This window comes from Corallococcus sp. AB032C (assembly GCF_003668935.1).
GTDB lineage: Bacteria > Myxococcota > Myxococcia > Myxococcales > Myxococcaceae > Corallococcus > Corallococcus exiguus.
The window spans coordinates 1-24,087 of the sequence record NZ_RAWP01000132.1 but is presented as its reverse complement, the minus strand read 5'-3'; the positions used below and the strand labels follow the sequence as shown (position 1 = coordinate 24,087).

19 protein-coding genes and 3 riboswitches are annotated in these 24,087 nt (G+C 71.7%); of the genes, 8 read left to right on the top strand and 11 right to left on the bottom strand.

Annotated elements, in window-relative coordinates:
* Nucleotides 1–47: 47 nt before the first annotated feature.
* From D7X99_RS36610 to D7X99_RS36600, 3 genes are all read left to right on the top strand, one after another.
* Nucleotides 48–1,469 carry a hypothetical protein gene (locus tag D7X99_RS36610; RefSeq protein WP_233613986.1) on the top strand — a complete coding sequence of 474 codons (1,422 nt, stop codon included), beginning with the start codon at nucleotides 48–50 and terminating at the stop codon, nucleotides 1,467–1,469.
* 62 nt (nucleotides 1,470–1,531) lie between these two features.
* On the top strand, nucleotides 1,532–1,882 hold the full coding sequence (locus D7X99_RS36605) for a histidine triad nucleotide-binding protein (RefSeq protein ID WP_121781805.1): 351 nt from the start codon (nucleotides 1,532–1,534) through the stop codon (nucleotides 1,880–1,882).
* Between the two features lie 116 nt (nucleotides 1,883–1,998).
* A complete protein-coding gene (locus D7X99_RS36600) occupies nucleotides 1,999–2,769 on the top strand; it encodes a YoaK family protein (protein WP_121781804.1) in 771 nt (256 codons plus the stop codon).
* A 31-nt stretch (nucleotides 2,770–2,800) separates the two neighbouring features.
* Here D7X99_RS36600 and D7X99_RS36595 read toward each other — a convergent pair whose 3' ends face one another.
* Nucleotides 2,801–5,050 (bottom strand): spermidine synthase, encoded by a 2,250-nt coding sequence (locus tag D7X99_RS36595; RefSeq protein WP_121781803.1) that lies wholly within the window; start codon nucleotides 5,048–5,050, stop codon nucleotides 2,801–2,803.
* A gap of 214 nt (nucleotides 5,051–5,264) precedes the next feature.
* On the opposite strand from D7X99_RS36595, the gene D7X99_RS36590 reads away from it, so the two are divergent.
* Complete coding sequence (locus D7X99_RS36590; RefSeq protein ID WP_121781802.1) at nucleotides 5,265–5,672, top strand: hypothetical protein; 408 nt, start codon at nucleotides 5,265–5,267, stop codon at nucleotides 5,670–5,672.
* Nucleotides 5,673–5,678: 6 nt separating this feature from the next.
* On the opposite strand, the gene D7X99_RS36585 is transcribed toward D7X99_RS36590, so the two are convergent.
* The 10 genes from D7X99_RS36585 to D7X99_RS36535 all read right to left on the bottom strand — a co-directional run bounded on the left by D7X99_RS36585 (nucleotide 5,679) and on the right by D7X99_RS36535 (nucleotide 21,299).
* Nucleotides 5,679–9,353 (bottom strand): serine/threonine protein kinase, encoded by a 3,675-nt coding sequence (locus D7X99_RS36585; RefSeq protein WP_121781801.1) that lies wholly within the window; start codon nucleotides 9,351–9,353, stop codon nucleotides 5,679–5,681.
* Nucleotides 9,354–9,438: 85 nt separating this feature from the next.
* Nucleotides 9,439–11,133 carry an FHA domain-containing protein gene (locus D7X99_RS36580; protein ID WP_121781800.1) on the bottom strand — a complete coding sequence of 565 codons (1,695 nt, stop codon included), beginning with the start codon at nucleotides 11,131–11,133 and terminating at the stop codon, nucleotides 9,439–9,441.
* A gap of 251 nt (nucleotides 11,134–11,384) precedes the next feature.
* Complete coding sequence (locus D7X99_RS36570) at nucleotides 11,385–12,158, bottom strand: cell surface protein (RefSeq protein ID WP_121781799.1); 774 nt, start codon at nucleotides 12,156–12,158, stop codon at nucleotides 11,385–11,387.
* Entirely contained in the window at nucleotides 12,158–13,468 is a 1,311-nt protein-coding gene (locus tag D7X99_RS36565; RefSeq protein WP_121781798.1) for a hypothetical protein, read from the bottom strand. Before D7X99_RS36565 ends, D7X99_RS36570 begins: the two co-directional genes overlap by 1 nt.
* Before the next feature lie 170 nt (nucleotides 13,469–13,638).
* A riboswitch (cobalamin riboswitch) is annotated at nucleotides 13,639–13,799 on the bottom strand.
* 19 nt (nucleotides 13,800–13,818) lie between these two features.
* On the bottom strand, nucleotides 13,819–14,130 hold the full coding sequence (locus D7X99_RS36560; RefSeq protein WP_121781797.1) for a hypothetical protein: 312 nt from the start codon (nucleotides 14,128–14,130) through the stop codon (nucleotides 13,819–13,821).
* A gap of 143 nt (nucleotides 14,131–14,273) precedes the next feature.
* A complete protein-coding gene (locus tag D7X99_RS36555; RefSeq protein ID WP_121781796.1) occupies nucleotides 14,274–14,951 on the bottom strand; it encodes a cell surface protein in 678 nt (225 codons plus the stop codon).
* Nucleotides 14,952–14,959: 8 nt separating this feature from the next.
* Nucleotides 14,960–16,411 carry a hypothetical protein gene (locus D7X99_RS36550; protein WP_121781795.1) on the bottom strand — a complete coding sequence of 484 codons (1,452 nt, stop codon included), beginning with the start codon at nucleotides 16,409–16,411 and terminating at the stop codon, nucleotides 14,960–14,962.
* A 155-nt stretch (nucleotides 16,412–16,566) separates the two neighbouring features.
* Nucleotides 16,567–16,790: riboswitch (cobalamin riboswitch) on the bottom strand.
* A 43-nt stretch (nucleotides 16,791–16,833) separates the two neighbouring features.
* A complete protein-coding gene (locus D7X99_RS36545) occupies nucleotides 16,834–18,441 on the bottom strand; it encodes an MXAN_6577-like cysteine-rich protein (protein ID WP_121781794.1) in 1,608 nt (535 codons plus the stop codon).
* Nucleotides 18,422–20,416 carry a TonB-dependent siderophore receptor gene (locus tag D7X99_RS36540; RefSeq protein ID WP_121781793.1) on the bottom strand — a complete coding sequence of 665 codons (1,995 nt, stop codon included), beginning with the start codon at nucleotides 20,414–20,416 and terminating at the stop codon, nucleotides 18,422–18,424. The genes D7X99_RS36545 and D7X99_RS36540 overlap by 20 nt, the downstream gene beginning before the upstream one ends.
* A gap of 63 nt (nucleotides 20,417–20,479) precedes the next feature.
* Nucleotides 20,480–20,691, bottom strand: a riboswitch (cobalamin riboswitch).
* A gap of 35 nt (nucleotides 20,692–20,726) precedes the next feature.
* A complete protein-coding gene (locus D7X99_RS36535) occupies nucleotides 20,727–21,299 on the bottom strand; it encodes a TetR/AcrR family transcriptional regulator (RefSeq protein WP_233613984.1) in 573 nt (190 codons plus the stop codon).
* An 89-nt stretch (nucleotides 21,300–21,388) separates the two neighbouring features.
* On the opposite strand from D7X99_RS36535, the gene D7X99_RS36530 reads away from it, so the two are divergent.
* From D7X99_RS36530 to D7X99_RS36515, 4 genes are all read left to right on the top strand, one after another.
* Nucleotides 21,389–22,372, top strand: a complete 984-nt coding sequence (locus D7X99_RS36530; RefSeq protein WP_121781791.1) for an aldo/keto reductase — start codon at nucleotides 21,389–21,391, stop codon at nucleotides 22,370–22,372.
* Between the two features lie 349 nt (nucleotides 22,373–22,721).
* The gene (locus D7X99_RS36525; protein WP_120579228.1) at nucleotides 22,722–22,964 is read left to right on the top strand and encodes a hypothetical protein; all 243 of its coding nucleotides are present in this window, start codon (nucleotides 22,722–22,724) and stop codon (nucleotides 22,962–22,964) included.
* Complete coding sequence (locus D7X99_RS36520; RefSeq protein ID WP_120598176.1) at nucleotides 22,961–23,314, top strand: helix-hairpin-helix domain-containing protein; 354 nt, start codon at nucleotides 22,961–22,963, stop codon at nucleotides 23,312–23,314. The genes D7X99_RS36525 and D7X99_RS36520 overlap by 4 nt, the downstream gene beginning before the upstream one ends.
* A gap of 234 nt (nucleotides 23,315–23,548) precedes the next feature.
* A partial coding sequence (locus D7X99_RS36515) for a MarR family winged helix-turn-helix transcriptional regulator (RefSeq protein ID WP_147476373.1) occupies nucleotides 23,549–24,087 on the top strand: 539 nt, incomplete at its 3' end.

Sequence of the window (24,087 nt, the reverse complement as noted above, 5' to 3'; positions counted from 1 at the left end):
CCCCTACAGCCGCCAACCCCCGGTCCGAAGCCCCCTTCGAGCGCCGGCTGGGCCTCTTCCTGCTGGGCGGCGTGCTCGTCCTGGGCGCGGCCTTCCGCCTGTACCGGGCGCTCCACGACGACGGCATCTACTGGCCGGACGAGGTCTACCAGAGCCTGGAGCCGGCCCACCGCCTGGTCTACGGCTACGGCCTGGTCGCCTGGGAGTTCGTCCAGGGCGCCCGGAACTGGGCCCTGCCGGCGCTGGTGGCGGGGGTGCTGGGGCTGGGGCGGCTGGTGGGGCTGACGGACCCGGCGGGCTACCTGGGCCTGGTGAAGGGCTTCTTCGCCCTGGTGGGCACGGCGACGGCGTGGGCCACGTGGCGGCTTGCCCGCGCGTCCGGGGCCTCCACCCTGGCGGCCTCCGGCGGGGCCGCGCTGTTCGCCCTGGCGTCGGTGCCGCTGTACTTCGCGCCCCGGGCCATGAGCGAGAACGCGTCCGTGCTGCCGGTGGTGCTGGGCCTGGCCCTGGCGCTGCCGAAGGCCGCGTCCCGGCGCTCGCTGCTCACCGGGGCGTCCCTGCTGGGGCTGGCGGTGCTGCTGCGGCTTCAGAACGGCGTCTTCTGCGTGGGCCTGCTGGCGGTGCTCCTCTGCCGGCGCCAGTGGCGTCAGGCGGGCGTGGCGCTGGCGGTGCTGTCCGGGTGGGCGCTGGCCTTTGGACTCCTGGACAAGCTCACCTGGGGACGGTGGTTCCACTCCGCCATCGTCTACCTGGACTTCAACGTGGTGCAGGGCAAGGCGGCCCAGTGGGGCACGGAGCCCTTCGAGTACTACCCGCGCATCCTGCGCACGGCGATGCCGGTGCTGACCGTGTTCACGGCCGCGCTGGCGGTGCTGGCCGTGCCCCGGGCGTGGGGGCTGTCCTTCCTGGCCGCGGCGTTCTTCCTCCTGCACGCGAACCAGCCACACAAGGAACTGCGCTTCCTGGTGCCGGTGCTGCCCCTGTTCGCGGCGCTCGCGGGCGTGGGGCTGGACTCCGTCCTGAGGGTGCTGCGCGGCACTCCAGCGAGGGCCACCGCCACGGTGGCGGTGGTGGTGGGGGCGCTGTTGTCCGGCGCGGGCGCGGGGGCGCTCACCTTCGGGGACGTGGGCCAGTACGAGCGCGTGCGCCCCAAGGACAGCGCCTGGGACGACCAGGGCGCGGTGAACCGGCTGCTGGAGGCGGCGGGCCGGCGCGACGACGTATGCGGCCTCAAGGTGGAGGCGGTGCACCTGGCGTGGACGGGGGGCTACAGCTACTTCCACCGGAAGGTGCCGCTGTATCCCCACAATGGCCCCGGGCGGGACTCCCGCCGGTTCAGCCACGTCATCACCCGGGCGGGCTTCGAGGGCGCGGGCACGCTGCTGGTCCAGGACGGCCCCCTGGCGCTGGTGAAGCTGCCCGTGGCGGACTGCACGCCGGACCCCGGATATTCGTGGCGACTGCCCTGAGCGGGACAGTTGGGACGCGGAAGACCCTTCCGGCTCCACCGGCGGGTTGGTAAGCCAAGGCCATGCCCGAATCCGACTGCCTCTTCTGCAAGATTCGCGATGGCCTCATCCCAGCGAAGGTCGTCTACCAGGACGAACACTGCCTGGCCTTCGAGGACATCAACCCCCAGGCCCCCACCCACGTGCTGTTCATCCCTCGCAAGCACATCGCCACGGTGAATGACATCACGGCGGAGGACCGGGAGCTGGTGGGCAGCCTCTACATGGGCGCGGCGAAGGTGGCGCGTGAGCGGGGACACGCGGACACGGGCTACCGCGTGGTGATGAACACCCAGCGCGACGCGGGCCAGACGGTGTTCCACATCCACCTGCACCTGCTCGCGGGCCGCACCCTGCACTGGCCGCCGGGCTAGCCAGCTTCCGAGCCTCGGCCGTCCCCCCCGGGCGGAGTGACACACGCTCCGGGGCGCCGGGTGCTAGCGTTCCCGGGCGCGCGGCCTGCCCCTCTTCCCGGGCGGGCCCGCCCGTCATGTTCAGTGCCCAGTCGTCGCCCGAATCCCGCCGTGCCTACTCCCGCCTCGCCGTGCTGCTGGCCTCCGTGGCCGGCGCGGTCAACGCCGTGGGGTTCGTGGCGCTGGGCGCGCACGCCTCCCACATGTCCGGGAACATGGCCACGCTGGGTGAGTCCCTGGCCCAGGGCCGCTGGGACGCGGCGCGGCTGCCCGCGCAGCTGATGGGGTTGTTCGTCGCCGGGGCCTTCTGCGCCACGGGGCTGCTGGATGCCTCGCGCCACCGCACGCGGGGCCGGCACGTGGCCGCACTGCTGGTGGAGGCGCTCGTGCTGGGCGGCGTGGGCGTGGCCATGGCGTCCACGCCGGGCACGCATGCGCCCGCGCTGCTCTGGGGCATCGCCTTCGCCATGGGGCTGCAGAACGCGCTCGTCACGCGGGTGTCAGGCGCGGTGGTGCGCACCACGCACGTGACGGGGCTGCTCACGGACATCGGCATCCAGTTGGTGCAGATGCTGGCATGGGTGCGCGACGGCCTCCGCGGGGAAGGCGCGCCGGGACTGTGGCACCGCGTGAAGGACCTGCCCTCCGCCGTGCAGTTCGAGCGCACGCGGCTGCACCTGGGCCTGGCGCTCGCGTTCCTCGCGGGCTCCACGCTGGGCCCCTACCTGTTCCTGCGCCACGGAGCCGTGACGCTGGTGCTGCCGTGCGCGGTGCTGGGCGTGCTGGCCGCGCTGGACGTGCGGCTGACCGTGAAGCCGGCGGCGTCCCCCGCTGTTCCGGGCCGCTGAAGCGGCCGGGAAGGCAGCGCGCCGCGTCCCCTCAGGGCGCCGCGGGCTGGACCACGGGCTGGACCTGGGCCTGCGCGGGCGCGTCCATGACGTTCGGATTGGCCCCGGCAGGGCCCTGGGCCCTGGGGCGCAGCGCCTGGAGCACGCTGCTGCGCTCATCCGTCCAGACGTATTCCGGCTCGCCGCGCAGCACCAGCCGGCGCACGCGCGCCCGGGTCTTGCTGAAGGTGGCACCCCCGAAGAACTCCGTGTCCGGGCTCAGCAACATCCACGAGCTGGCCACCGCGTCGCCGTCGCTGTCCCGCGCGACGAGCGCCGCGGTCAGGCCGGCGGCCCGCGCGTGCGCCAGGCTGATGGGCACCAGGTCCAGGTGCTGGTTGCTGATGTGCATCGCCAGCAAGCCGTGCGGCGCCAGGTGCTGGAGGTAGAGCGCCACCGCCTCCTTCGTCAGCAGGTGCACCGGGATGGCATCCGAGCTGAAGACGTCCAGCGCCAGCACGTCGAACTGGCGCGAGCCCTGCTCCAGCTCCTTCTCCAGGGAGATGCGCGCGTCCCCTTCCACGACCTCCACGTGCGCGGGCGTGTCCGTCAGCGTGCTGAAGAAGCCGCCCTGTCCCTTGGCGAGGTCGATGATGTCGGGGTTGATTTCATAGAAGCGCACGTCGTCCCCGGCGGCCATGAGCGTGGCGCTGTTGCCCACGCCCAGCCCCAGCATGCCCACGCGCAAGCCGGTGGGCAGCCCCTGGGCCTGACGCAACCGGCGCTGCTCCGCGAGCGCGAGCCCCAGGCCGGCGTCCTTCGTGTAGTACGCCGTGGGGAGGTTCCGGCGCTCCGGGCGGATGTACTGCCAGCCGTGGGTGATGGCGCCGTGGCGCAGCACGTACTGGTGCTGCTGGGGGTCGTTCGCGGACAGCTCCAGCACGCGCACCACGCCGAAGAAGTTGCGCCCGGCGAAGCGCACGCGATCCAGGTCCGTGAGGACGAGCACCGGCAGGTGCACCGCCACGCCCACCAGCAGCGCCCCGCGGAAGAGGCGCTGCGTGCGCGCCACCGACGTCTCCTCCTTCGGCCTGCGCATCAGCCCCGCGAAGGCCACCGCGCAGCACGCGGCCAGCGCCAGCGGGTGCTCCCAGTAGGTGGTGAAGACGGCGGGCGCGACCAGGTTGACGAACACGCCGCCCAGCACGCCGCCCACGGACACCCAGAGGTAGAAGGCGCTCAGGTAGCGCGGAGCCGGGCGGCGCCGGTACAGCTCGCCGTGGCACACCATGGCGCCCGTGAAGAGCGCGGACGCGTGGAAGAGCACCTGCCACCCCAGGCCCAGCGCGGGGCCCTCCTTGTGCGCGTACGTCACCAGCACCACGGAGGCGATGAGCCCCACCGAGTACGGCGTGCGCGCGTAGAAGGACTCACGAGAGAACGCCAGGATGAAGGTGACCAGGTACACCGCCAGCGGCATCACCCACAGGAAGGGGCCCGCCGCCACGTCCTGGGACAGCTTGTTCGTCGTGGCCAGGAGCAGCACCGACGCGCACGTGCTCAGCGCCAGCCACGTCAGCGTGGGCCCCACACCCGGACGCTGTGATGCCGAGGCAGGGGAGGCTTCGGAGGGAGCTTCGGGGGCAGCTTCCGCACTCGGGTTCGTGGAGACATCCGGGGCGGTCGTCGCGGGGGCGCGGCGCAGCAGGTCCCGGGCGCAGGCGAGGACACAGAGGACGAAGAGGACGAAGCCCACGGCCCAGCCCCACGCCTGCGCGCTCCGGCCCACCCAGGGCTCCACGAGGAACGGGTAGCCCAGCAGCGCCAGCAGCGAGCCCGCGTTGGAGAGCGCGTAGAGCACGTACGGCGAGCGCTCCGGCCGCGCGCGCGCGAACCACGACTGGAGCAGCGGGCCGGTGGTGCTGAGCACGAAGAAGGGCAGGCCCAGCGTGGCGGCCAGCATCCGCATCAACCGGAGCACGGGCAGGTGGTCGTCCACGGGGCGCCAGCCGTCCCCCGGCGCCAGCGGCGAGCCCGTCCACGAGGCTCGCGCCGCGAGCGCCACCAGCGCCACCACCAGCAGGCTCAGGTGCAAGGCGGCCTGGGCGCGCGGGCGCAGCCGGGAGGCCACCGCGTGCGCGTAGGCGTAGCCCGCGAGCAGCACGGCCTGGAAGAACAGCATGCACGCGGTCCACACCGCGGGCGTGCCGCCGTACCAAGGCAGGGCGTAGCGGCCCGCCAGCGGCTGGACGCCGAAGAGCAGGAAGGCGCTGGTGAAGATGGCGAGGGCGTAGCGCACCATGCGGCCTCGGGGGCGGGGGGAAGACGCACGGCGTAGGAATCCCGTGCTCCGGGTGTTTCCCGCCTGGGCGACAGTCTTGTCAACACGGGCACGTTCCGGAGCCCGGCGAGCGGCCAGGCGGGCATCCGTCGGGGTGGGTGGGTGGCCCCGGGGGACAGCGGTCCTAATTTCCCGGACGGGCAGGCGCGGACTTCCTCGCGCCCGAGGGGAAACCATGACGGGCTTCAAGCGCGCGGTGGGATTGGGACTGTTGGTGGGCGGCGCCCTGGGAGGTTGGGGCTGCGGCAAGGAGTCGCCCCCAGAGGAGATGCAGGGGTTCCAGGACCCCGTCCAGCTCCAGCACCGCTCTCGCGCTGAACCGGCCGGTAAAGCGGCGGGCAGCCCGCTGCGCGATGAGGGCGGCGGCAAGCCGTACAACAGTGACAGCCTGGGCTCGCTGGGCGGCGGCACCGCGGCCCCCCACCGGATGGAGGGGAGCACCGGCATGGGCCAGCGGACGGGCGGCAGCGGGGAGCTGGGCACGGGGCTCGCGGAGAGCTACCGGGGCGCGGCCTCGGAGGGTACTGGTGGCTCCGGGCGCGACGCGGGCACGGGAGGCATGGACGCGGGCCCCCGGCTCTAGGCGCGGCTACTCCTGACGCGACTGCACGACCTTGAGCTTCTCGTACAGTGCCCGCACTTCCCTGGGGGTCGGCAACTTGCTGCCGCCCTCCTCGATCTTGCGCTCCAGCCTCTCGTAGACGGTGCACTGCATCGACATGGCCTCGCAGCCATGGTTGTTCTTGAGCGTCCGGAAGAGCGTCTTCGTCGGCACCCATTCCTTTTCCAGCTCCGGGGGGAGGTTGATCTCCTTGGAGGAACCGCGGACCGGAGCGGGGCGCTTGCCGGGGCGTGACGGCGCCGCCTTCTTCGCGGCGGGAGCGGCCGCGCCCTCCTCCGGCTCATCCGGGGCGAGCAGGTCGTCCTGAGCCAGCTCCTGGGTGCCCGTGACGGGGGCCTTCGTAGTCTCGGCGGACGGCGGCGTGGGCTTGGACTCCGCCGACGCGGTGGTGGGCGCCGTGGCCACGTTCTGGGCAGGAGGCGTTTCCTGCCCCGGAGGCACGGGCGGACGCCCCTGGGGGTTCGCGGGGCGCGTGGGAATCTGCTGCACCGGGGTGGGCGGAGGCGGCGTCGACGTGCGCGACTGCTCCAGGCCCACGGCCACGCGCAGCTCGGGGACGAAGTAGAGCCCCGCGCCCACGATGGACAGCGCGACGACCATCAGCAGCATGAACACCAGCGCGGAGCCCAGCGCCCCGCCCTTGCGGACCGGCGCTGGCTCACGCCGCGCGGCACGCGGCGGCTCCGAGGGCTCCGGCCGCACCGGCATGGCCTTGCGCCGGGTCGCGTCGTCGCGCGACGCGCGCGCGGTGGACGACTCGTCCGGATCCGCGGCGGGCGCGGGCGCGCGGGTGACGGCGCGCATGCCCGACGCGGTGCTGGAGCGCGGGGGCGGCGTGCCCGGCGACGAACCGCGCACGGCGCGCCGAGACCCGGTGCGGCCCCGGGCCGGAGCGGTGGGGCCGGTGTCGGCCTCACGCTTGCCGGTGGAAGAGGAGGTCTCGCGCAGCTGCGCCTCGTCCAGCATCACCCGGGCCTGGGGCTCCTCGCGGCGCGAGGCACGGGGCATGGAGATGCGCGGGTGCGTGTCTCCGTCGCCCTCGCGCGCGGCCGGGGCGTCGTCCGGCTCCGCGGAGATGTACGGCACGCTGGAGTCCGCCTCCAGGGCGCGGGCATCCACCGAGACCAGCTCCTCCGACGGCCGGGTGTCCTGCATCGTGGGCCGGGGAGTCGGACCGGAGTCGAGCGGCTCGGAGTCCCGCGAGTCCTCTTCGGCTTCGAGTGAGCGAAAGGCGCCGGACTGGATGGAGGGCACCTGGATGGTCGGCGCCGCGTACGACGGCAGCGGCACCGGCGCTGGCCGGTTGCCATTCGACGGCGTCGTCACGCCGGGGCGCGAGGACGCCAGGGACGGCATCGCGGCGGTGGGGCGCTGGCCTTCCGGGACGCGGGCTTCCACGGCACGCGCGGACTCGGCGGCGCGGGGCGCATCGAAGCCGCGGGACGGCTCGGATGCTCGGGGCGCATCGAAGCCGCGGGACGGCTCGGATGCTCGGGGCGCATCGAAGCCGCGGGACGGCTCGGAAGCCCGGGGCGCATCGAAGCCCCGCGACGACTCCGACGCGCGCACCGGCTCGTAGCTCGGCAGGGGCTCCGAGGCGCGAGCCGCATCGAACGCGGACGGCGGCGCGGGACGGCTGCCGTTCGACGGCGTCATGGCTCCGGGGCGCGCGGACGCCAGGGACGGCATCGCGGAGGTGGGGCGCTGCCCCTCCGGGATACGCACCTCCGCGGCGCGAAGCTCGGCTCCCGCGGAGCGGCCTCCCTCGGGGACGGGCTCCGGCCACGGATAGGGGCTCTCGGGAAGCTCCTCGTCATCGGCGAACGGGCCGTCCGGCGGAGGCGGCGGCTCCATGAACGGCAGCGACTCACCCGCCGACTCGAACCGCCCCGCCCCGGAGTCGAAGGAAGGCAGCGGCGGAGGCGCCACCGGCCGCGACGCATCCACCGGCACGACGGGGACGGGGCCATCCGCGGGCCGCACGGCGGGAATCGGCGCCATCGGCGGAGGCGGCACGCCCCGCGGGCCCACCGAATCGGAGAAGGGCAACGAAGCGCCCCGCCCTCCCGCGTCCGCGAACGGCCGCGACACCGGCACGTCCGGCACTGGAGGCGCGTCACGCGACGGCAGCCCTGGCTCCGCGTACGGCAGCGACGTGGCGCGCGGCGCGGTGGGCTCCCCGTGCGACTCGGAGGCCGACAGCGCGTCCGCTCGGGGCGCGGTGGGCTCTCCCAGCAGCGGGGCCGGAGCCTCCGCCTCCACGACACGGTCCGAGGGAAGCCGGATGGCCGGCAGGCCCTCGAGGATGGTGGGCCGGTCCATCGCGTCCTGGCGGACCTCCACCGTGGGCGACGGCTCCGACGACGCGGGGCTGGGCCGCATCTTCGCGCGGGCCGCCTCCTCCAGCGCCTCCACCGGGAACGCGGGACGCGTGGACTCGTCCACCATCACGCCGGGGCGCGTCTCACCGTCGTCGCGCGCGCCGCCGCCGTCCTCACGGCTCCGGGGCGTGGGATGGAAGGACAAGGGCTCCACCGGACCATCCAGGCGGATGGTCTTGGCCGGCAGCGTGGGCGCCTGCATCGTCGGGCGCGGCGAGGGGCCCAGCGACTCGTACGTGCCGCTGGCGCGCACGTCGCGCGGCACCTCTCGCAGGGAGGTCAGCAGGCGCCGCTCGGACTGGTAGTCCGCGGAGAACAGGTCGCGCATGAAGCGGCTGACGCTCTCCGGGCCCGCGCTGGTGTCGATCTCCGTCAGGCACGCCTGCAGGCGCACCCGGAAGTCCTCCGCCGTCTGGAAGCGCTGGCCCGACTCCACCGCCAGCGCCTTCGCCACCAGCTGCGACACCGCCGGCGGCGTCAGCGGCTCTACTTCACTGAGCGGCGCCACCTTCGGGTTCGCCACCGCGGACATCAATTCGCCCGGCGGAAGCGCGTCGAAGGGGTTCTTGCCGGAGATGAGCTCGTAGAGGCACAGGCCCACCGCGTACAGGTCGCTGCGGCGGTCCACCGGCTGGTGCCGGGCCTGCTCGGGAGACATGTAGAGGAACTTGCCCAGGATGATGCTGGGGTTCGTCTTCGCCGCTGACAGCCGGCTCTTCGCCAGGCCGAAGTCGATGACCTTCACCTCCCCCTCGTAGGAGATGAGGATGTTCTGCGGCGAGATGTCCCGGTGGACGAGCTTCAGCTCCTTCTCTTCCTCGTCCCGCTTGCGGTGCGCGTACGCCAGCGCATCCAGCACCCGGCCCATCACGTACAGCACGAAGGTGAGCGGCAGCGGCGTCTGCCTGTCGCGCACGCGCGCGGCCACCTTGCGCAGGTCCTTGCCGTCCACGTACTCGAGGGCCATGTAGGCCTCGCCGTCGTGCACGCCCATGTCCAGCACCTGCGCGATGGACCCGTGCCCCAGCCGCACCAGCGTGCGCGCCTCACCGACGAAGCGGTCGACGAAGTCCTGGTCCTCCGCGAACTGCGGCAGGATTTTCTTGATGACGCACAGCTTCTCGAAGCCCTGCGCACCCTCCAGGCGGGCGAGGTAGATCTCCCCCATGCCGCCGGTGGCCAGGTGCGACAGGAGCGTGTACCGGCCGAAGGGTTGCGGCCGGAAGGGACGCAATCGGGCGGGCTGGTTCGAAGAGTTCATGCGGTGCGGGGGTCCACCACGGAAAGCGCATTGAACCCCGGGCAGGGGGCCCGCTTCAACCCGTCAACCGGCCGCGCCGGCCGCCTCACCGGATACCGGGGTTGGTCAGCATGCCCATGTCCTCTTCAATCACCTCGAAAACCGCCACCTTGTCGCGGGGCAGCCGCACCACCCGCTCGCCCAGGGGCATCACGTCGAAGCGGGCCCCGGTGGCCGCCAGCAGCTTGCCCGTCATCAGCACCTGGCCGGGCGCCGCGGTGGCGGCCAGCCAGCCGGCCACCCCCATGCCCTCTCCCACGGCGCTGTACTCCGTGCGGGCCTCGGTGCCGATCATCCCCACCAGCGCCTTGGTGGAGTGCAGGGCGATTCGCAGGTCGCACCGCTCGTCCTGGGGCCTGCGAGCCATGCCCCGTTCCCAGTCCGCGCGCAGGGCCAGCGCCGCGCGCACCGCGCGGACCGCGTCGTCGCCCTTGGCGTAGGGCACGCCGAAGAGGGCGCGCATGGACTCGCCCATGAAGCCTTCGACGGTGGCCTCGAAGCTGAAGACGATGCCGCTCATGCGCGCGTGGAAGTCGTTGAGCAGCTGCGTGGCCCGCGCCGCGCCCAGCCGGCCAATCACGGCGCCGAAGTCCGCCATCTCCGCGTGCAGCACGGTGAGGTTCTTCTCCTCCAGGCCCGGCAGCTTGCCGCCCGTGCGCTGGGCCTCGGCGGCGCGGCGCTCGGCCACCTCCGGCGAGTGGAAGCGCTCCAGGTTGCGCCGCATCCGGTCCGTGCTGGAGCCGTCGCGCACGGCGAAGCGCTGCACGCCGGCGGCCACCAGGTGGGCCACCGCGGTGCACGCGTCCAGCATCAGCTCCAGGCTGGTGTCGCCCCCGCCGGGCACGTTGACGTAGAGCACGCCCGCGAAGGGCGGCTCGGTGCCAATGGGGATGCACAGCACCCGGTCCACGCCGTACATGATGACGCTCTCGCGTCCGGCGAAGCGGCGGTCGTCCTTCACGTCGCCCACGGCGATCGCGCGGCCCTGGCGGATGGCCTCGTCCACGATGGCGTCCGACACGGGCACTTCACCCTTGGCCAGCCGTCCCCGGTGGCGCACCGCCGCGGGCACCAGCGGCCCGGTGGCGTGCTTGAGCAGCACCACCGCCGTGGTGGCGTCGGTGCGCTCCAGGAGCCGGTCCATCGCGGACTCCAGGAACGCGGTCAGCGTGCGCGCGGTGGCCAGCGCCTCCGCGGCGTGCACCAGCAGCACCAGCGTCTCGTAGGACACGCGCGGGCTGGCCACGGCGGAGCCCGTGGGCACGGGCGAGGGACCGGAGAACGCGTCGTCGAACGGCAGCGGCCCCACGTTGTCCAGGAGGCGCAGCACGTCCGCGTCCTTGACGTTCTTGGCCAGCAGCACGGACGGGCCCACGTCCGTGCCGTGCCCGAAGCGCACGACGCCGCCCGCGCCCAGGTCCATCATCTCCGTGGCGGCGTTCTCCACCGTGTGCGGCTGGCGCACCGCCAGGGTGTTCTCCCCCAGCGCCACGGTGTCGCCCGCGTTCAGGTGCTTGCTGCCCTGGAGCGGCGCCCCGTTCACCCGGCTGCCGTTGCGGCTGCCCAGGTCCTCGATGCGCAGCACGTCACCTTCGACGTAGAGCCGCGCGTGCCGGCGCGACACCAGGTCGCCACCCAGCACGATGTCGTTCTCGTCCGCCCGGCCGAGGCTGGTGACGCCCTCCGGCAGGTCGTACGACGTGTCGAAGTAGCCGGGGCCGTTGATGATGATCTGCCACATCGGGCGCAAGACATTACACGACCTCCCAATCTTCCGAGAGTCCGAGACGCTTTCCCGTGGAAGACGGGCGTCCAGCCGGGGGCTCGGCCGCCCTCCCGCGTCGCGTCATGCCCGGGGCTCCCGCCGGCTGATGGGGTCGGAGTTCACCTGGGGCGGTGGATGAAGAGGGAATCACCCACTCGCAGCGTGCGGAATGCGGTCAAAGGGCGGGACGCGGGGCCCTGGAGCACGCCACGGGTGGGTGCGGGTGCTCAAGGCACGCCGCCGTCGGGGAGCTGGCCGTTCACCACCGACAGCGCATCCAGGTCGAAGCCTCCGGACGTGCCGCCGTAGCTGTTGAGCCCCGTGTCGGTGAGGCGCACGAAGCGCGCACGGGGGAGGCCCACGTCCGCCAGGTCGAAGCCGTCCCCGCCCGCCACGGCCGGGTCGGTGGGGGACACGCCGTTGTCCGGGGCCGAGTGCACCGGGTGCGTCCCGGCGCAGCCCGGGTAGCCGCCGTCCTTGTCGGTGGGGGCGCAGGGGAAGTCGAACCAGGTGACGCCGTCGTCGCTGACGGACACGCTGGCCGTCTCCGCGTAGATGTCGCCGCCGTACTTCTGGAAGGGGTTCTCGAACACGAGCAGGTCCACGCCCGGGCCGTCCACCGCGAACAGGTCGGTGAACTCCAGGGTGATGGAGCCGCCCCTCCCCAGCGACAGCACGTCCAGCGAGCCCGCGAACTGCCCCGCGCCCACGGGGGGCCCGAGCACGACGTCCGGGAAGCGGTCCTGCCCGAAGCCGGCCGAGTCGCCGAACTGGTACGCAGTCACGCGGTCCGCGAACGGATCCACCGGCCGCGAGCCCGCGTCGACACCGGCATCCGTGTCGGTCCCGGCGTCGACCTCCATGCCTGCATCGGGGACACCGGCATCCGCGTGGGTGCCGGCATCCACGATGTCCTCACCCGGAAGCGGACCGGGCTCCGAGTCGCCCGTGCACGCGCCCAGGGTCAGCAGCGCGCCGAGCGCGAGCAGCGGGCGCTTCATCACTGGCCCTGCCGGATGCGCACGAGGCGGCGGCCGTTGACGTCCTTCACGCCCACGAGCAGGTCCGCGCCCAGCGACGACAGCAGATCCACGGTCGTGCACGCATCCGGGGCGTTGAGCACCGCCGCACGCGTGCCCACGCTGATGGGCTGGCCGCCACCCAGGCCAGGCGTGAGCGAGAAGCGCGACACGTCGGTGACGCCGAAGCCCGCGGCGCCGTAGCCGCCGCGCGCCACCGCTACGCCGTTGCCGAAGCTCGCGGCGGCGTTGAAGTCAGAGCCCACGTCCACCTTCGGCTCGTTCGTGAGCACCACCGGCGTGCGATTGGCCAGCGCCTCGCCCAGCTTGGTGTTGGACACGGCGTAGGCCACGTTCACGTACGTGTCCGCCTCCGAGTAGCCGAACACCGCGATGCCGTTGTCCGCGACGACGGTGAAGCCGCTGGCGCCCACCTGCGCCGGGAAGTCCGCCACCTTCACGGCGACGTAGGGCTTGGCGGAGGTCACCAGCGCGTAGATGCCCAGGCCGCCCGTCACCGTGTCCAGACCACCGCCATTGATGAAGAACGCGTCCGTGGTGCCCGCGGCGGTGTAGTTGCCCGGAGCGTCGAGGTAGAGCGCCGCGTCGCGCGCGGACGGATCCACCACCGCCACGGAGCCCGGGAAGCCCGCGCCGGACTTCGTGTAGCCCGCGAGCAGGCGCGTGCCGTCATAGGCCAGGAAGTAGGACAGGAAGGTGTCGGCCGCGTTGGCGCGGTCCGCGGGCGCGAGCACCGTTTCGAGCGCGGCGGTGCCCAGCGTCACGTCCGGCCAGGTCCCCAGCGCGAAGAAGTCGCGGCCCGTGGCCGTCTCGCGAAGCGCGAAGAGCGAATACGTGGGGCCGGGAGTGGACACCACCGCGCGAACCTCCGTGGACAGGTCCGCGGACTCCGCGACGCTGAAGCCCGCCTGGAGCTGCAGCGTGCCCAGCACCTGCTCGCGAGGCAGCGGGGCGCAAGCGACCGTGCCGCCATCCGTGCCCGCGTCCGTGCCGGTGCCCGCGTCCGTGCCGGTGCCCGCGTCGGTCTGCGTGCCCGCGTCCGTGCCGGTGCCCGCGTCGTCCTCTTCGATGTCGACGGCGACCTGGGTGCACGTCTCCGAGACACAGGCCCAGGCCTGGCCCGCCGGGGCCGCGCCCTTGTCACGGCAGTCGAAGGCGTCCACGCACTCATCATCGCCGCAGCCCGTGCCCCCCAGCACCACCGCCAGCAGGGCGCCCATCAGCGCCGCGCGCTGGCCCTTCGTGCTCATCCGCTTCATGTCGGTCCGCATCGCGTCCTCGCTCCTGGCCTTCCCGCACGAAGGCGGAAGAAGGCATTCCCCTGGCGAGAGGCTGCGCGGACGAAAGGCACCGGACCGTCAGGCGCGCATCGCGTCCTGGAGTCCTGCCTTCGCCGTCAGCTCCCCGCGGAGGTTCCGGTCTGTCGCCGGGCCCTCCGTGGAGAGGGCGCCGGGTCATCGCCAGGTCTTCGGACTCGCTGAAACGGTGTTCGTGCGAACGCTGTTCCTGCTTACCGCTGCGGGGCAGTCCCGGACTCACACCGGGTTCCCTGGAAGCCCTCACGCCCCATGGCGTGAAGGCATCGATGATGGGGCGGGACTATGGCGCCACAGGGGCAAAGTCAATGCGACGCGGGCTCGGCGCGTCGGTCACGCATCAACACGTAGCGTCGCGTGCTGCCGTCCACGACGACAGTGGACACCACGCGCCAGCCCTCGCCGCCCAGCCGCTGGAGCTCCACGAGGTCCTCATCCGGACTCTCGCGCTTGACGAAGGTGTACTCGTACGCCGGCGCGGGCGGCGGCGGAGGCACGTCCTTCTTCGGCGCGGCGCGGGACGTCTGCGCCCAGACCACCGAGGGAAGGAGGAACGGAGCGGCCACGCCGAGCAGGACGCCCAGCAGCACGAGGAGTGAGGCGGAACGACGGTTCATGGAGGCACATCCGGGGGAGGGACAGCGGGCATCTAATGCCGCCACCCCCACCCCGGAAGCCTCGTGCGGTCCGGACTCGCCGTATGGGCGCGCGAGGCCACCGGGACCGTCCGCTGGAGAACGGCCCCGGCGCTCGTGCGCGACTACGGCAGCTGCACGCCGTTCACCACGGCGACGGCATCCAGGTCGAAGCCACCGCTGATGCCCGCGTAGCCGTTGGCGCCCGAGTCGCGGATGCGCACGAAGCGGGCACGGGTGAGGCCCACGCTCGCCAGGTCGAAGCCGTCCCCGCCCGCCACGGACGGGTCGGTGGCCGGGATGCCATTGGCGGGGTGCGAGTACACGGGCGTGACGCCCGCGCAGCCCGGGTAGTTGTTCGCCACGTCGGAGGACGCGCAGGGGAACTCGTGCCAGGTGACACCGTCGTCGCTGACGGCCACCACGCCCGTCTCCGCGAACGGCTTGCCGCTGGGCTTGAGGAACGCGTTCTCGAAGACGAGCAGGTCCACACCCGGCCCGTCCGTGACGGCGATGTCCGTGAACTCCAGGACGATGACGCCGTTGCGCCCGAGCGACAGCACGTCCAACGAACCCGAGCCCGCGCCGTCCCCTCGCGGAGCGCCCAGCACGATGCCCGGCAGCTCGCTCTGACCGAACCCGGCGCCCGTGCCCGGAGAGAAGGACACGATGCGGTCCGCGAACGGGTCCCCCACCAGCGGCTGGGCCTGGAGGGAGTCCTGCCAGTCCTCGCCGCCGCACGCCACGGTGAGGAGCGCGGTGAAGCCCAGCGCGCACGACTTCGGAAGAAGGGTCTTCTTCATGGGCGTGCTCACCGGAACTGAGGGGCCTGCTGGATGCGCACCAGGCGCGGGCCGTTCTTGTCATCCACGCCGACGAGCAGGTCCACGCCGATGGCGGTCATCCCGGTCACGCGCGTGCACTGGTCCGCATAGACGAGGACCGGCTGACGGGCACCGACGGTCACGGTCGCACCTTCATCCGTCACGGTGAAGGCGAAGCGCGAGACGTCCGTGCCAGCGAAGTTGTAGTCGGGCGGGACGTAGTCGCCGCGGAGCACCGACACGCCTTCGCCGTGACCGGAGGCGGCCACGAAGTTGGAGCCCACGTCGAGCGCGGGCGCATCCGCCACGACGAACGGCGTGCCGGACCTGAGCGCCTCGGTGATGGCCGCCGGGGCCACCGCGCGGCCTTCGTTGAGGAAGGTGTCGTCGGAGAAGTAGCCGAGCATCGCGACGCCGTTGGTGGCCACGGCGGTGAAGCCGCTGCCGCCCGTCTCCGGCGGGAGCGTGCCCACCTTCAGCGCGGTGAACGGCGAGCTGTCCGTCTTCAGCGCGTAGACGGCCAGCCCCGCCGACACCGTGTCGAGCCCACCGCCGTTGATGAGGAACGCGCCCGGCACGACGCCCGCGGAGAAGTTGCTCGGCGCGGAGACATAGGTGGAGTTGGCGGGCGCGGAGACGTCATACACGCCCACGGAGCCCGGGAAGCCGGCGCCGGACTTCGTGTAACCGGTGAGGACGCGCTGGCCATCCGTCTCCACGAAGGGACTGAGGAAGAGCTTGGTGCCAGCGGCCCGGTCGGCGGGAGCGGCCACGTCGAACAACTGCGCCGTTCCCAGCGACACCTGCGGCCATGTGCCCAGCGAGTACAGCGCGTGCGGCCCCGTGGAACTGCCTGACACCACTGTGTAGAGCGAATACGTGGGGCCGGGCGTCACGCCCACCGGGCCCGCGGCCGCGGGAAGCGACGCGGACTCACCGGCCACGAAGCCCGACTGGAGTTGGAGCGTGCCCAGCTTCGGGTCGTAGGTGGTCGTCTCGCACGGATCCGTACCGGCGTCGGTCTCCGTGCCCGCGTCGGTGGTCGTACCAGCGTCGGTCTCCGTGCCCGCGTCGGTGGTCGTACCAGCGTCGGTCTCCGTGCCCGCATCCGTCGTCGTACCGGCGTCGGTCTCCGTGCCCGCATCCGTCGTCGTACCGGCGTCGGCGCCCGTGCCTGCATCCGTCGTCGTACCGGCATCAGTCGTCGTACCGGCATCAGTCTCCGTGCCGGCGTCCGGCACGGGGATCGACGTCAGCTCGCACTTGTTCTCGACGCAGGTGTAGCGCTGTCCCGCGGGAGCGGCGCCCTGGTCGCGGCAGTCGAAGTCATCGACGCACTCATCACCGCAACCCGTGCTGGTCAGCGCCATCGCGAGGGTCGTCAGCACCCACGCGAAGCCCTGGACTCCCCGTCCCGTCATCATCCGCTCTGTCTTCATCCGCGACTGCTCCCTTGCATCGCCCCCACGGGCGAGGTGAATCCAAGGGGCGTGGACGGAGAGCGGACCGCGAACGAGGGACACGTCAGGACACGACACGCCGCGCGAGCGGAAGACCTCCGTCACCTCCCCTCGGAGGCTCCGGTCTGGCCATGCCCGGGGGCATGGGTCGTGGCAGGTCTTCGGACTCACAGGCGCGAGAGGCCCTCATCGGGTCGCCCACCTACTGGCCGTCGCTTCCCAGCCCATTCAAGGGCCAGTGCTTGCGAGGACGGCGTTCGTTCCTGATCACCGCTGCGGGGCAGTCCCGGACTCACACCGGGTTCCCTTTAAACGCCACACCGTGCGGATGAGGCGTACCAACGACGCGCGCTGGAGTATGGCGGACGGCAGGGCTTGTCAATACAGGCGGGGCCAACGCCTCACGGCACCGCGACGATGTCGATGGCATTGGATACGACGCGCCGAGGGTCCACGGGACACGCATCCAGCGCCGGGCCCGCCGCTTGCGGTGTGGAGTTGCCGCGCCGCTCGACGAACTGGCCATCGCGCACCTCCACCACGAACACGCGGCCCGCGTTCACGTCCGTGACGTACACCGCGTTGCCCACCACCGCGAGCCGTCCTCCTACCGCGAGGTCGCAGCCGTTCTCCGGCCCCCCGGTGCAGCCCGGCGACAGCGCATACGACGCCACGGGCTTGTCATCCTTCACCAGCACCAGCCCCGTGGCCCGCACCGCCTTGGCGCGGTAGCCACTCGCGGTGTCGAACACCGCCTCGCCCAGGCAACTCACCACCAGCTGGTCGCCTACCGCCTGCACGTCGCCCGCGTTGAGACAGTCCTTCGCGCCCAGGTCGATGGCGTGCACTCCACCATCCGCGGGATCGATGCGCGCGAGCATCCCGGGCCCGTTGGGCAGATAGTCATTCGCGGGGTTCAGGTTGGTGAGCGCCACGTAGACGCCCGCGTCCACGGACACCGCCGCGTACGGAAGCGCCATCGTCGTCCCGCCGTCGAATGACTTCAGGTCCAGGCCGGTGAGCGGAACGGTGTCCACGAGCCGGGGCTTCTCCGGGTCGCTCACGTTGACGCGAGCCACGGCGTTGCCCTGCTTGAAGTCGGAGCCGGCCGTGCCGAACAGCGGGATGTAGAAGGTGTCGCCGCGCTTCGCGATGACCTGCGGGCTGGTGTTCGCGCCCAGGTTCACCTGCCCCACCGTGCGCAATCCCAGCCCCCCGCCCTGCGCCGCCCCTTCCCGCTTGAGCACCTGGAGCGTGTTGTTCACCGAGTCGAGGACATACACATACGGAGGGTCCACGAAGATGTCATTGGGCGAAGCCGCCACCGCGCCCAGCGAGTCCTCCTCCGCCACCGTTCCCAGCGCACCCGCCGGCGCCTGCGACAGCACCGAGCGCGCCGCGTCCGCCGCCAGCACCACGCCATCCCAGGCCGCCAGCGACTGCACACCCGAGCCAAACTGCCGCCGGGGCCCCATCCGGTCCGTCCCCGCCTGGATGCCCACGAGCTGCCCGTTGGTGTAGCAGGCCGTCACCACGTCATACATGCACCGGCCCGAGTGGCAGGACTGCACGTCCGGGCACGCCGCGCCGCAAGCGCCACAGTTGAGCGGATCATTCGCGAGCACGACGCAGCTGTCCCCGCACCGCTCGGCACCGGCGGAGCATCCCTCGCGGCAGGTGCCGGATTCGCAGACCTGGCCGGACGGACACGCAGCGCCACAAGCGCCACAGTTCAGCGGGTCGCTCGCAATCGCGACACACGCGTCACCGCACGTCTCCGTGCCCGGCTGGCATCCGCACACGCCCGCCTGACACGTCTCCCCTGCTCCGCATGAGGCACCACACGCGCCGCAGTTCGACGGGTCGCCCTGAAGGTCCACGCATTCGGCGCCGCAGACGCTGAGGCCGGACGTGCACAGGACCTTCTCCTCCGGGCAGCCGGTGAGGAGCGCCGCCGCCAGGGCAGCCAGCAGCAGCGCGAGCCGAGCATCAGGGAGGGGACGCGACATGGGAGTCCTCGGAGGGGGAAGGGTCGAGCGCCACGGAGAGCGTCACGTAGGCGGCGCGGCCGGGCAGCGGCATGCCGGTGTAGTCGGCGGTCCGCGCATCGAGCAGGTTCTTCACGTCGAACGACACGGTGAGGTCCGGCCGGTGCAGGAAGGTGCTGGAGGCCCCCACGCTCACCCAGGTGCGCGAAGGAAGGGACAGCCGAGCTTCGCCCACGCGGTTGATCAACTGCGAGGACTGGACGAGGACCTCCGTGCGGCCATTGAGCCAGTCCGGTCCCACGCGCAGCCGGCCCACCCACTTGTGGCGAGGGCGATACGGCAGCTCCTTGCCGAAGTAACGAGGGTCACCGTAACGGTTCTGCGTGCGAGTCCACGCATAGCTGCTGGTAACGATGAGCCACGCGCGAGGCCGCGCCTCCAGCTCCGCCTCCGCGCCCCACACGCGAGCGGCTGCGAAGTTGTAGGGCTTGGCGAGATTCGGGGGGTACAGCTCGTAGGCGATGAGGTTCTCGTACACCGCCGCGAAGCCGCCCGCGGTGACGCTCCAGATGTCGTCGCGCCACAGGGCCGCGGCGTCCACGGACAGGGCGCGCTCGGGCTTGAGCTCCGGGTTGGGCAACAGCAGTCCCTGACGGATGTAGAGCTCCAGGAACGATGGCGCGCGGTGGGACTGGCCCGCGTTGGCGCGCACGCCGAAGCCGTGGCCCAGGTCCACGCTCGCGCCCAGCTTGGGCGACAGGAGCGAGTAGTGCCCCACGCGCTCCACGCGCAGCGAAGGCACCAGCTTCAAGCGCTCGGAGAACAGGGACAGTTCGTCCATGGCCATGACGCTCGCGCGCCACCACGACGCGGCCTGCCCGCCCACGGCCTGTGTGACGGACTCCGATGATCCGGCCAGCGTGACGGCGAGCGCATTGCGCCCCAGCACCGCGCGCCCCTCCACCTCCACGCCGCCCACCGTGTAGCGCTGCGCGCCGGAGTCCACTCCAGTGGAGCCACCAGCGACATCCAGCCAGTCGCGACGGAAGAAGCCACGAGCACTGCCCTCGCCCGTGTCACCAAAGGGCCGTGCCCAGCGAGCCCCCAGCGACAGTCGCGTCTGGTCCTGGCGGCGGGACACGGTGGGGTTCTGCACGGTGCCCGCGAGCGCGCGGTCCTCGAGCGATAGCTCCGCGAGCACATCCACGCGCCCGCCACCGTCCAGACCGTGCCGATACTTCAGGAGCGCGCCGCCACCGCGAGCGTCATTGCGCGTGCGCACCTCCTGCGTGAGCGGGTTGTCGTCCAGCGCGGGCAGTTCGTCGACGCGGTAGCTGAAGTCGCCCTGGGAGCGGCCACCGTGCAGCAACACCAGCGCCTGACCCTCGAGCAGCGCGCCCGACGCGGCGACATGGGCCATCACGGTGTCGAAGCTGCCGTAGGTGACCTCTCCGCTGGAGAGCAGCCGTGACGAAGGCGCTCGGGTGACGAGGTTGACCGCGCCGCCCAGTCCGCCCGCGCCGTAGCGGGCACCTGCCGCGCCGCGGAGGATCTCCATCCGCTCCAGCAGCGCGACGGGGATGAGCGACAGGTCCGCGACGCCGCCCGCGCCGTTGAGCGGGATGCCGTCCAGGAACACGAGCACGCCATTGGACGACGCGCCGCGAACCACCAGGCTCTTGCTCTGCCCGTATCCGCCGGAGTCCTGCACGACAAGGCTCGCGGATCCACCGAGCAGCTCCGCGGTGTCGCGCGCTTCGCCCACGCGCTCGCGAGCGTCGATGACGGTGATGGCGCCGGTGGGGTCGCGGCGTCGAGCGGAGTCGACGGGAGCTTCGGGGACTTCCTTGCCGATGACCTCCACGGTGGGGAGGACGAACTCAGGAAGGGGCGTTTCGTTGCCCTCGGGCGCAGGCGTTTCCTGCCCGGCCCGGGCCTGTCCCTGGAAGCTGAGCACCAGACCGACGACGGTCCGGGCGAGAAGCGAGCGCCACATGCTCCGCCTTCCGCTCCCTCCGTCGAAGAGAGAAGGCCTCACGGCAGCACCGCTGCCGCACCCCTGGGCAGGTCTCCTGGCTGACAGGCTCCAGACCTGGGCGCACGCTGCGCCCTTCTGGAAGGAACCCTCCACCTTCCCTTCGCATCCGCTGACGCGAAAGTGGTGACAGCCGAGGCTTCCGGCCCTGGACCTCAGGGCAACCCGTTCACAGTGGCGGGACCGCGCCGGACTCGCACCGGCTTCCCTCTTGAAGGCCCGGCATGGGCACCCAAGGGCCCGGCCCTTCTAGGAGGTCACCCCCAGCCCGTCAAGGCACGGGCGCCGACGCGCCGTAGCGCAGTCCGTCGATGAGCAGGTCGACCATCCTGCGAGTGAAGCCGGGGCCGACCTCCGCGACAGGAACGCAGAGATTCGCCACGCCACGCAGGAGTTCATACGCGTTGACGTCCTTGCGCACCTGCCCTGCCGCCGCCGCCGCGCCGAGCAGCGACTGGAGCACCGGTTCGAGGTGCTCCCGGAAGTACGCGGGCAGCGCCTGATACGCCGGATCCTGGGCATTGAGCGACGCGGCAAGCCCTCGCTTGGTGGCGATCAGGCTCGTGAACCGGTGAAGCCACCGCGTCAGCGCTTCGAACGCCTCATGCTCGCGCGCCAGCGCCGGGGCTTCGGCCGCGCATGCGTCGATTTCGCGCCGGTACACGGCGGCGATCAAATCGGCCCGCTGTGGAAAGTGCCGATACACCGTCGCGATGCCGACGCCAGCACGGCTCGCGATCTCGCGGACGGGCGCGTCGACTCCGGACTCGGCGAACACGGCCTTCGACGCCTCCAGCAGCGAGTCGAGGTTCCGCTGGGCATCCGCTCTGGGTGTCTTCTTCATCGCCTTGACAAACGGAACATGGTTCCGCATACGAAAGTCCGCACCGGAACAACGTTCCGTATAGCCCAACCGCAAGAGGAGAGGAAGCCATGACCCCGACTCACCGCACGACGCAACTCGGCATGACAGGCCCGCGGGTATTCCCCATCGCGCTCGGCTGCATGGGCATGTCCGGGGCGTACGGACCGTCCGACGAGACCGAGAGCATCGCGACGATCCGCGAGGCGATCGACCGAGGGGTGACGCTGCTGGACACCGCCGACTTCTACGCCAGCGGGCACAACGAGTTGCTCATCCGCCGCGCCATCGAGGGCCAGCGCGACAAGGTGCGGCTCTCGGTGAAGTTCGGGGCCATGCGGGGGCCGGACGGGGTCCCAGTGGGCTTCGATGCTCGCCCCACGGCGGTGAAGAACTTCGTCACGTACAGCCTGCAGCGGCTCGGCGTCGATCACATCGACGTCTATCGCCCCGCCCGGCTGGACCCGGCCGTGCCGATTGAAGACACGGTGGGCGCGATCGCCGACCTGGTGAAGGGCGGCTACGTGCGAAGCATCGGGCTCTCCGAAGTGAGCGCCGAGACGATCCGCCGCGCGGCGAAGGTGCACCCCTTGAGCGACCTGCAGATTGAGTACTCGCTCATCACGCGCGAGCCTGAGAAGACCCTCTTCCCCACGCTCACCGAGCTGGGCATGAGCGCGACGCTGTACGGCGTGCTCTCCCGCGGACTGTTGACGGGCGCGAAGGTGGAAGGTGCCCGCATGCACTATCCTCGCTTTGCTGGTGAAGTGGGCCAACGCAACGCAGCAACCGTCGCGCGCTTCCATGCGTACGCCGCGGAGCGCGGAATGACGCCCGCGCAGCTCTCCGTGGCGTGGGTGCTGGCGAAGCAACCGGCGTTCGTGCCCGTGGTCGGCGCACGCACGCGCAAGCAGCTCATCGACGTGCTCGGCGCGCTGGAGAAGCCCCTGTCGCCCGACGACGTGGCCGCCGTAGAGGCGATCCTTCCGAAAGAGACGATCGCTGGTACGCGCTACCCTGAGCAGCAGATGAAGCTGCTCGACAGCGAGCGCTGAGACGACGTCCATGGGAGACGGGCGTGGGAGGCCATCCGCCTTCCGCGCCCTTCGTCTCCTCCAATTGTCTCCGCACCGCGGAGACAATCCGGCCGCCATCCCTGCTCCTCGGTAACCGCTGTGCGGAGGCCGCGTCCCGACTCTCACCGCGCGAGACACGCACTGGAGCATCCGCGCCCATCCCCGCGCGTGGACGCCGCGCGCACCGCCGCACGGTGCGCTGACTCCACTTCAGAGGAGCACGCCGCTGGCACGCGGGCTGCTCAAGCTCGGACGCGACCTCAGGCGGTCGAGCCAGCGAGGTGCCCGGGCCGTGGTGGCGCGGGATTCTGAAGGGGGAAGCGTGTCGATGCTGATGGCGGGGAAGCGGTTGGCGGTGTTCTCCATCCGCGAGGGCAAGGGCGGGAGCATCTGGGTGCGCGCGGGCAGCGCGTTCGTCAACAAGGACGGTTCGCTCAACGTGCTGCTGGATGTGCTGCCCCTGGACGGGAAGCTGCACGTGCGCGAGGCGGCGGAGAAGCGCGACACGGCGGCCGGCAGCCGCTTCGGCGGCGAGCCTTCGCTGGAGGCGGGCGCGGAGGGTCACTCGTGAAGTGGGTCTGGGCGTGGGTGTTGGGCTGCGTGCTGATGGGGCCGGGGCGTGCGGATGCCGCCAGCCCGCGCATGCAATACGTGGGGGTGGTCAACCTGAACGAAGCCACGGCGGCGGAGCTGGACCTGCTGCCGGGCGTGGGTGAGAAGGCGGCGCAGCGCATCCTCGAGCACCGCAAGAAGCGGCCCTTCGGTCGCGTCGAGGAGCTGGTCCGGGTCAAGGGCTTCGGCAAGAAGAAGTTCCTCAAGCTGAGGGCCCACCTGGCCCTCACCGGCCCCACGACGCTCAAGAAGGAGCAGGTCCCCGCCCCCCTGCCGCCGGGAAGGGAGGCAAGCGCTACGAACCCATGACAAATACAACCATCGGTTGAGTCAGGCTCAGGAGGGCCGCCATTCCCGGGCTCCGGCATGCCCGGGGATGGCGGCTTTCCGCCGACTCCCAAGGCCTCCAGACGGGCGGCCCCATCCTGACGCGAGCACCCATTCCGGATTTTGCTGGAACGCCCAAGCCGACGCGCTAGGACACGCCCACCTTTGGAACACAACGAAAAGACAGGGAGGCATGAGGTGAGGGAGGATGCGCCCATGAAGGACATACAAGCCCCGGAGTCGATACAAGGCCCGGACGGCAGCAGGTCCCGGGGTCCGCAACAGCCGCAGCCGTTGGGCGAGGTGCTGGAGTTCATGCGCCTCCTGTGGGCCGTGGATCATGGCCTGCAGTCCACGTCCAAGCGGATGGAGTCCACGCTGGGACTCACCGGCCCGCAGCGGCTGGTCATCCGGCTGGTGGGCCGCTTCCCGGGCATCACCGCCGGCGCGCTCGCCAACATCCTCCACGTGCACCCCAGCACGCTCACCGGCGTGCTCAAGCGCCTGGAGAAGCGCGGGCTGCTGGAGCGCAAGTCGGATCCGCTCGACGGTCGCAAGGCGCTCTTCGCGCTCACCGACTCCGGCCGCGCGCTGGACATCCCGTCCGAGGGCACCGTCGAGTCCGCCGTTCAGCGCGTGCTCGCCCGCCTGCCCCGCGACCGCATCGTCGTCACCCAGGAAGCGCTCAAGGCGCTCGCCGAGGAGCTGGGCGGCCTCTCCGCGCCCCTGGAGGAAACTCCGGCTCCCTCCCGCCC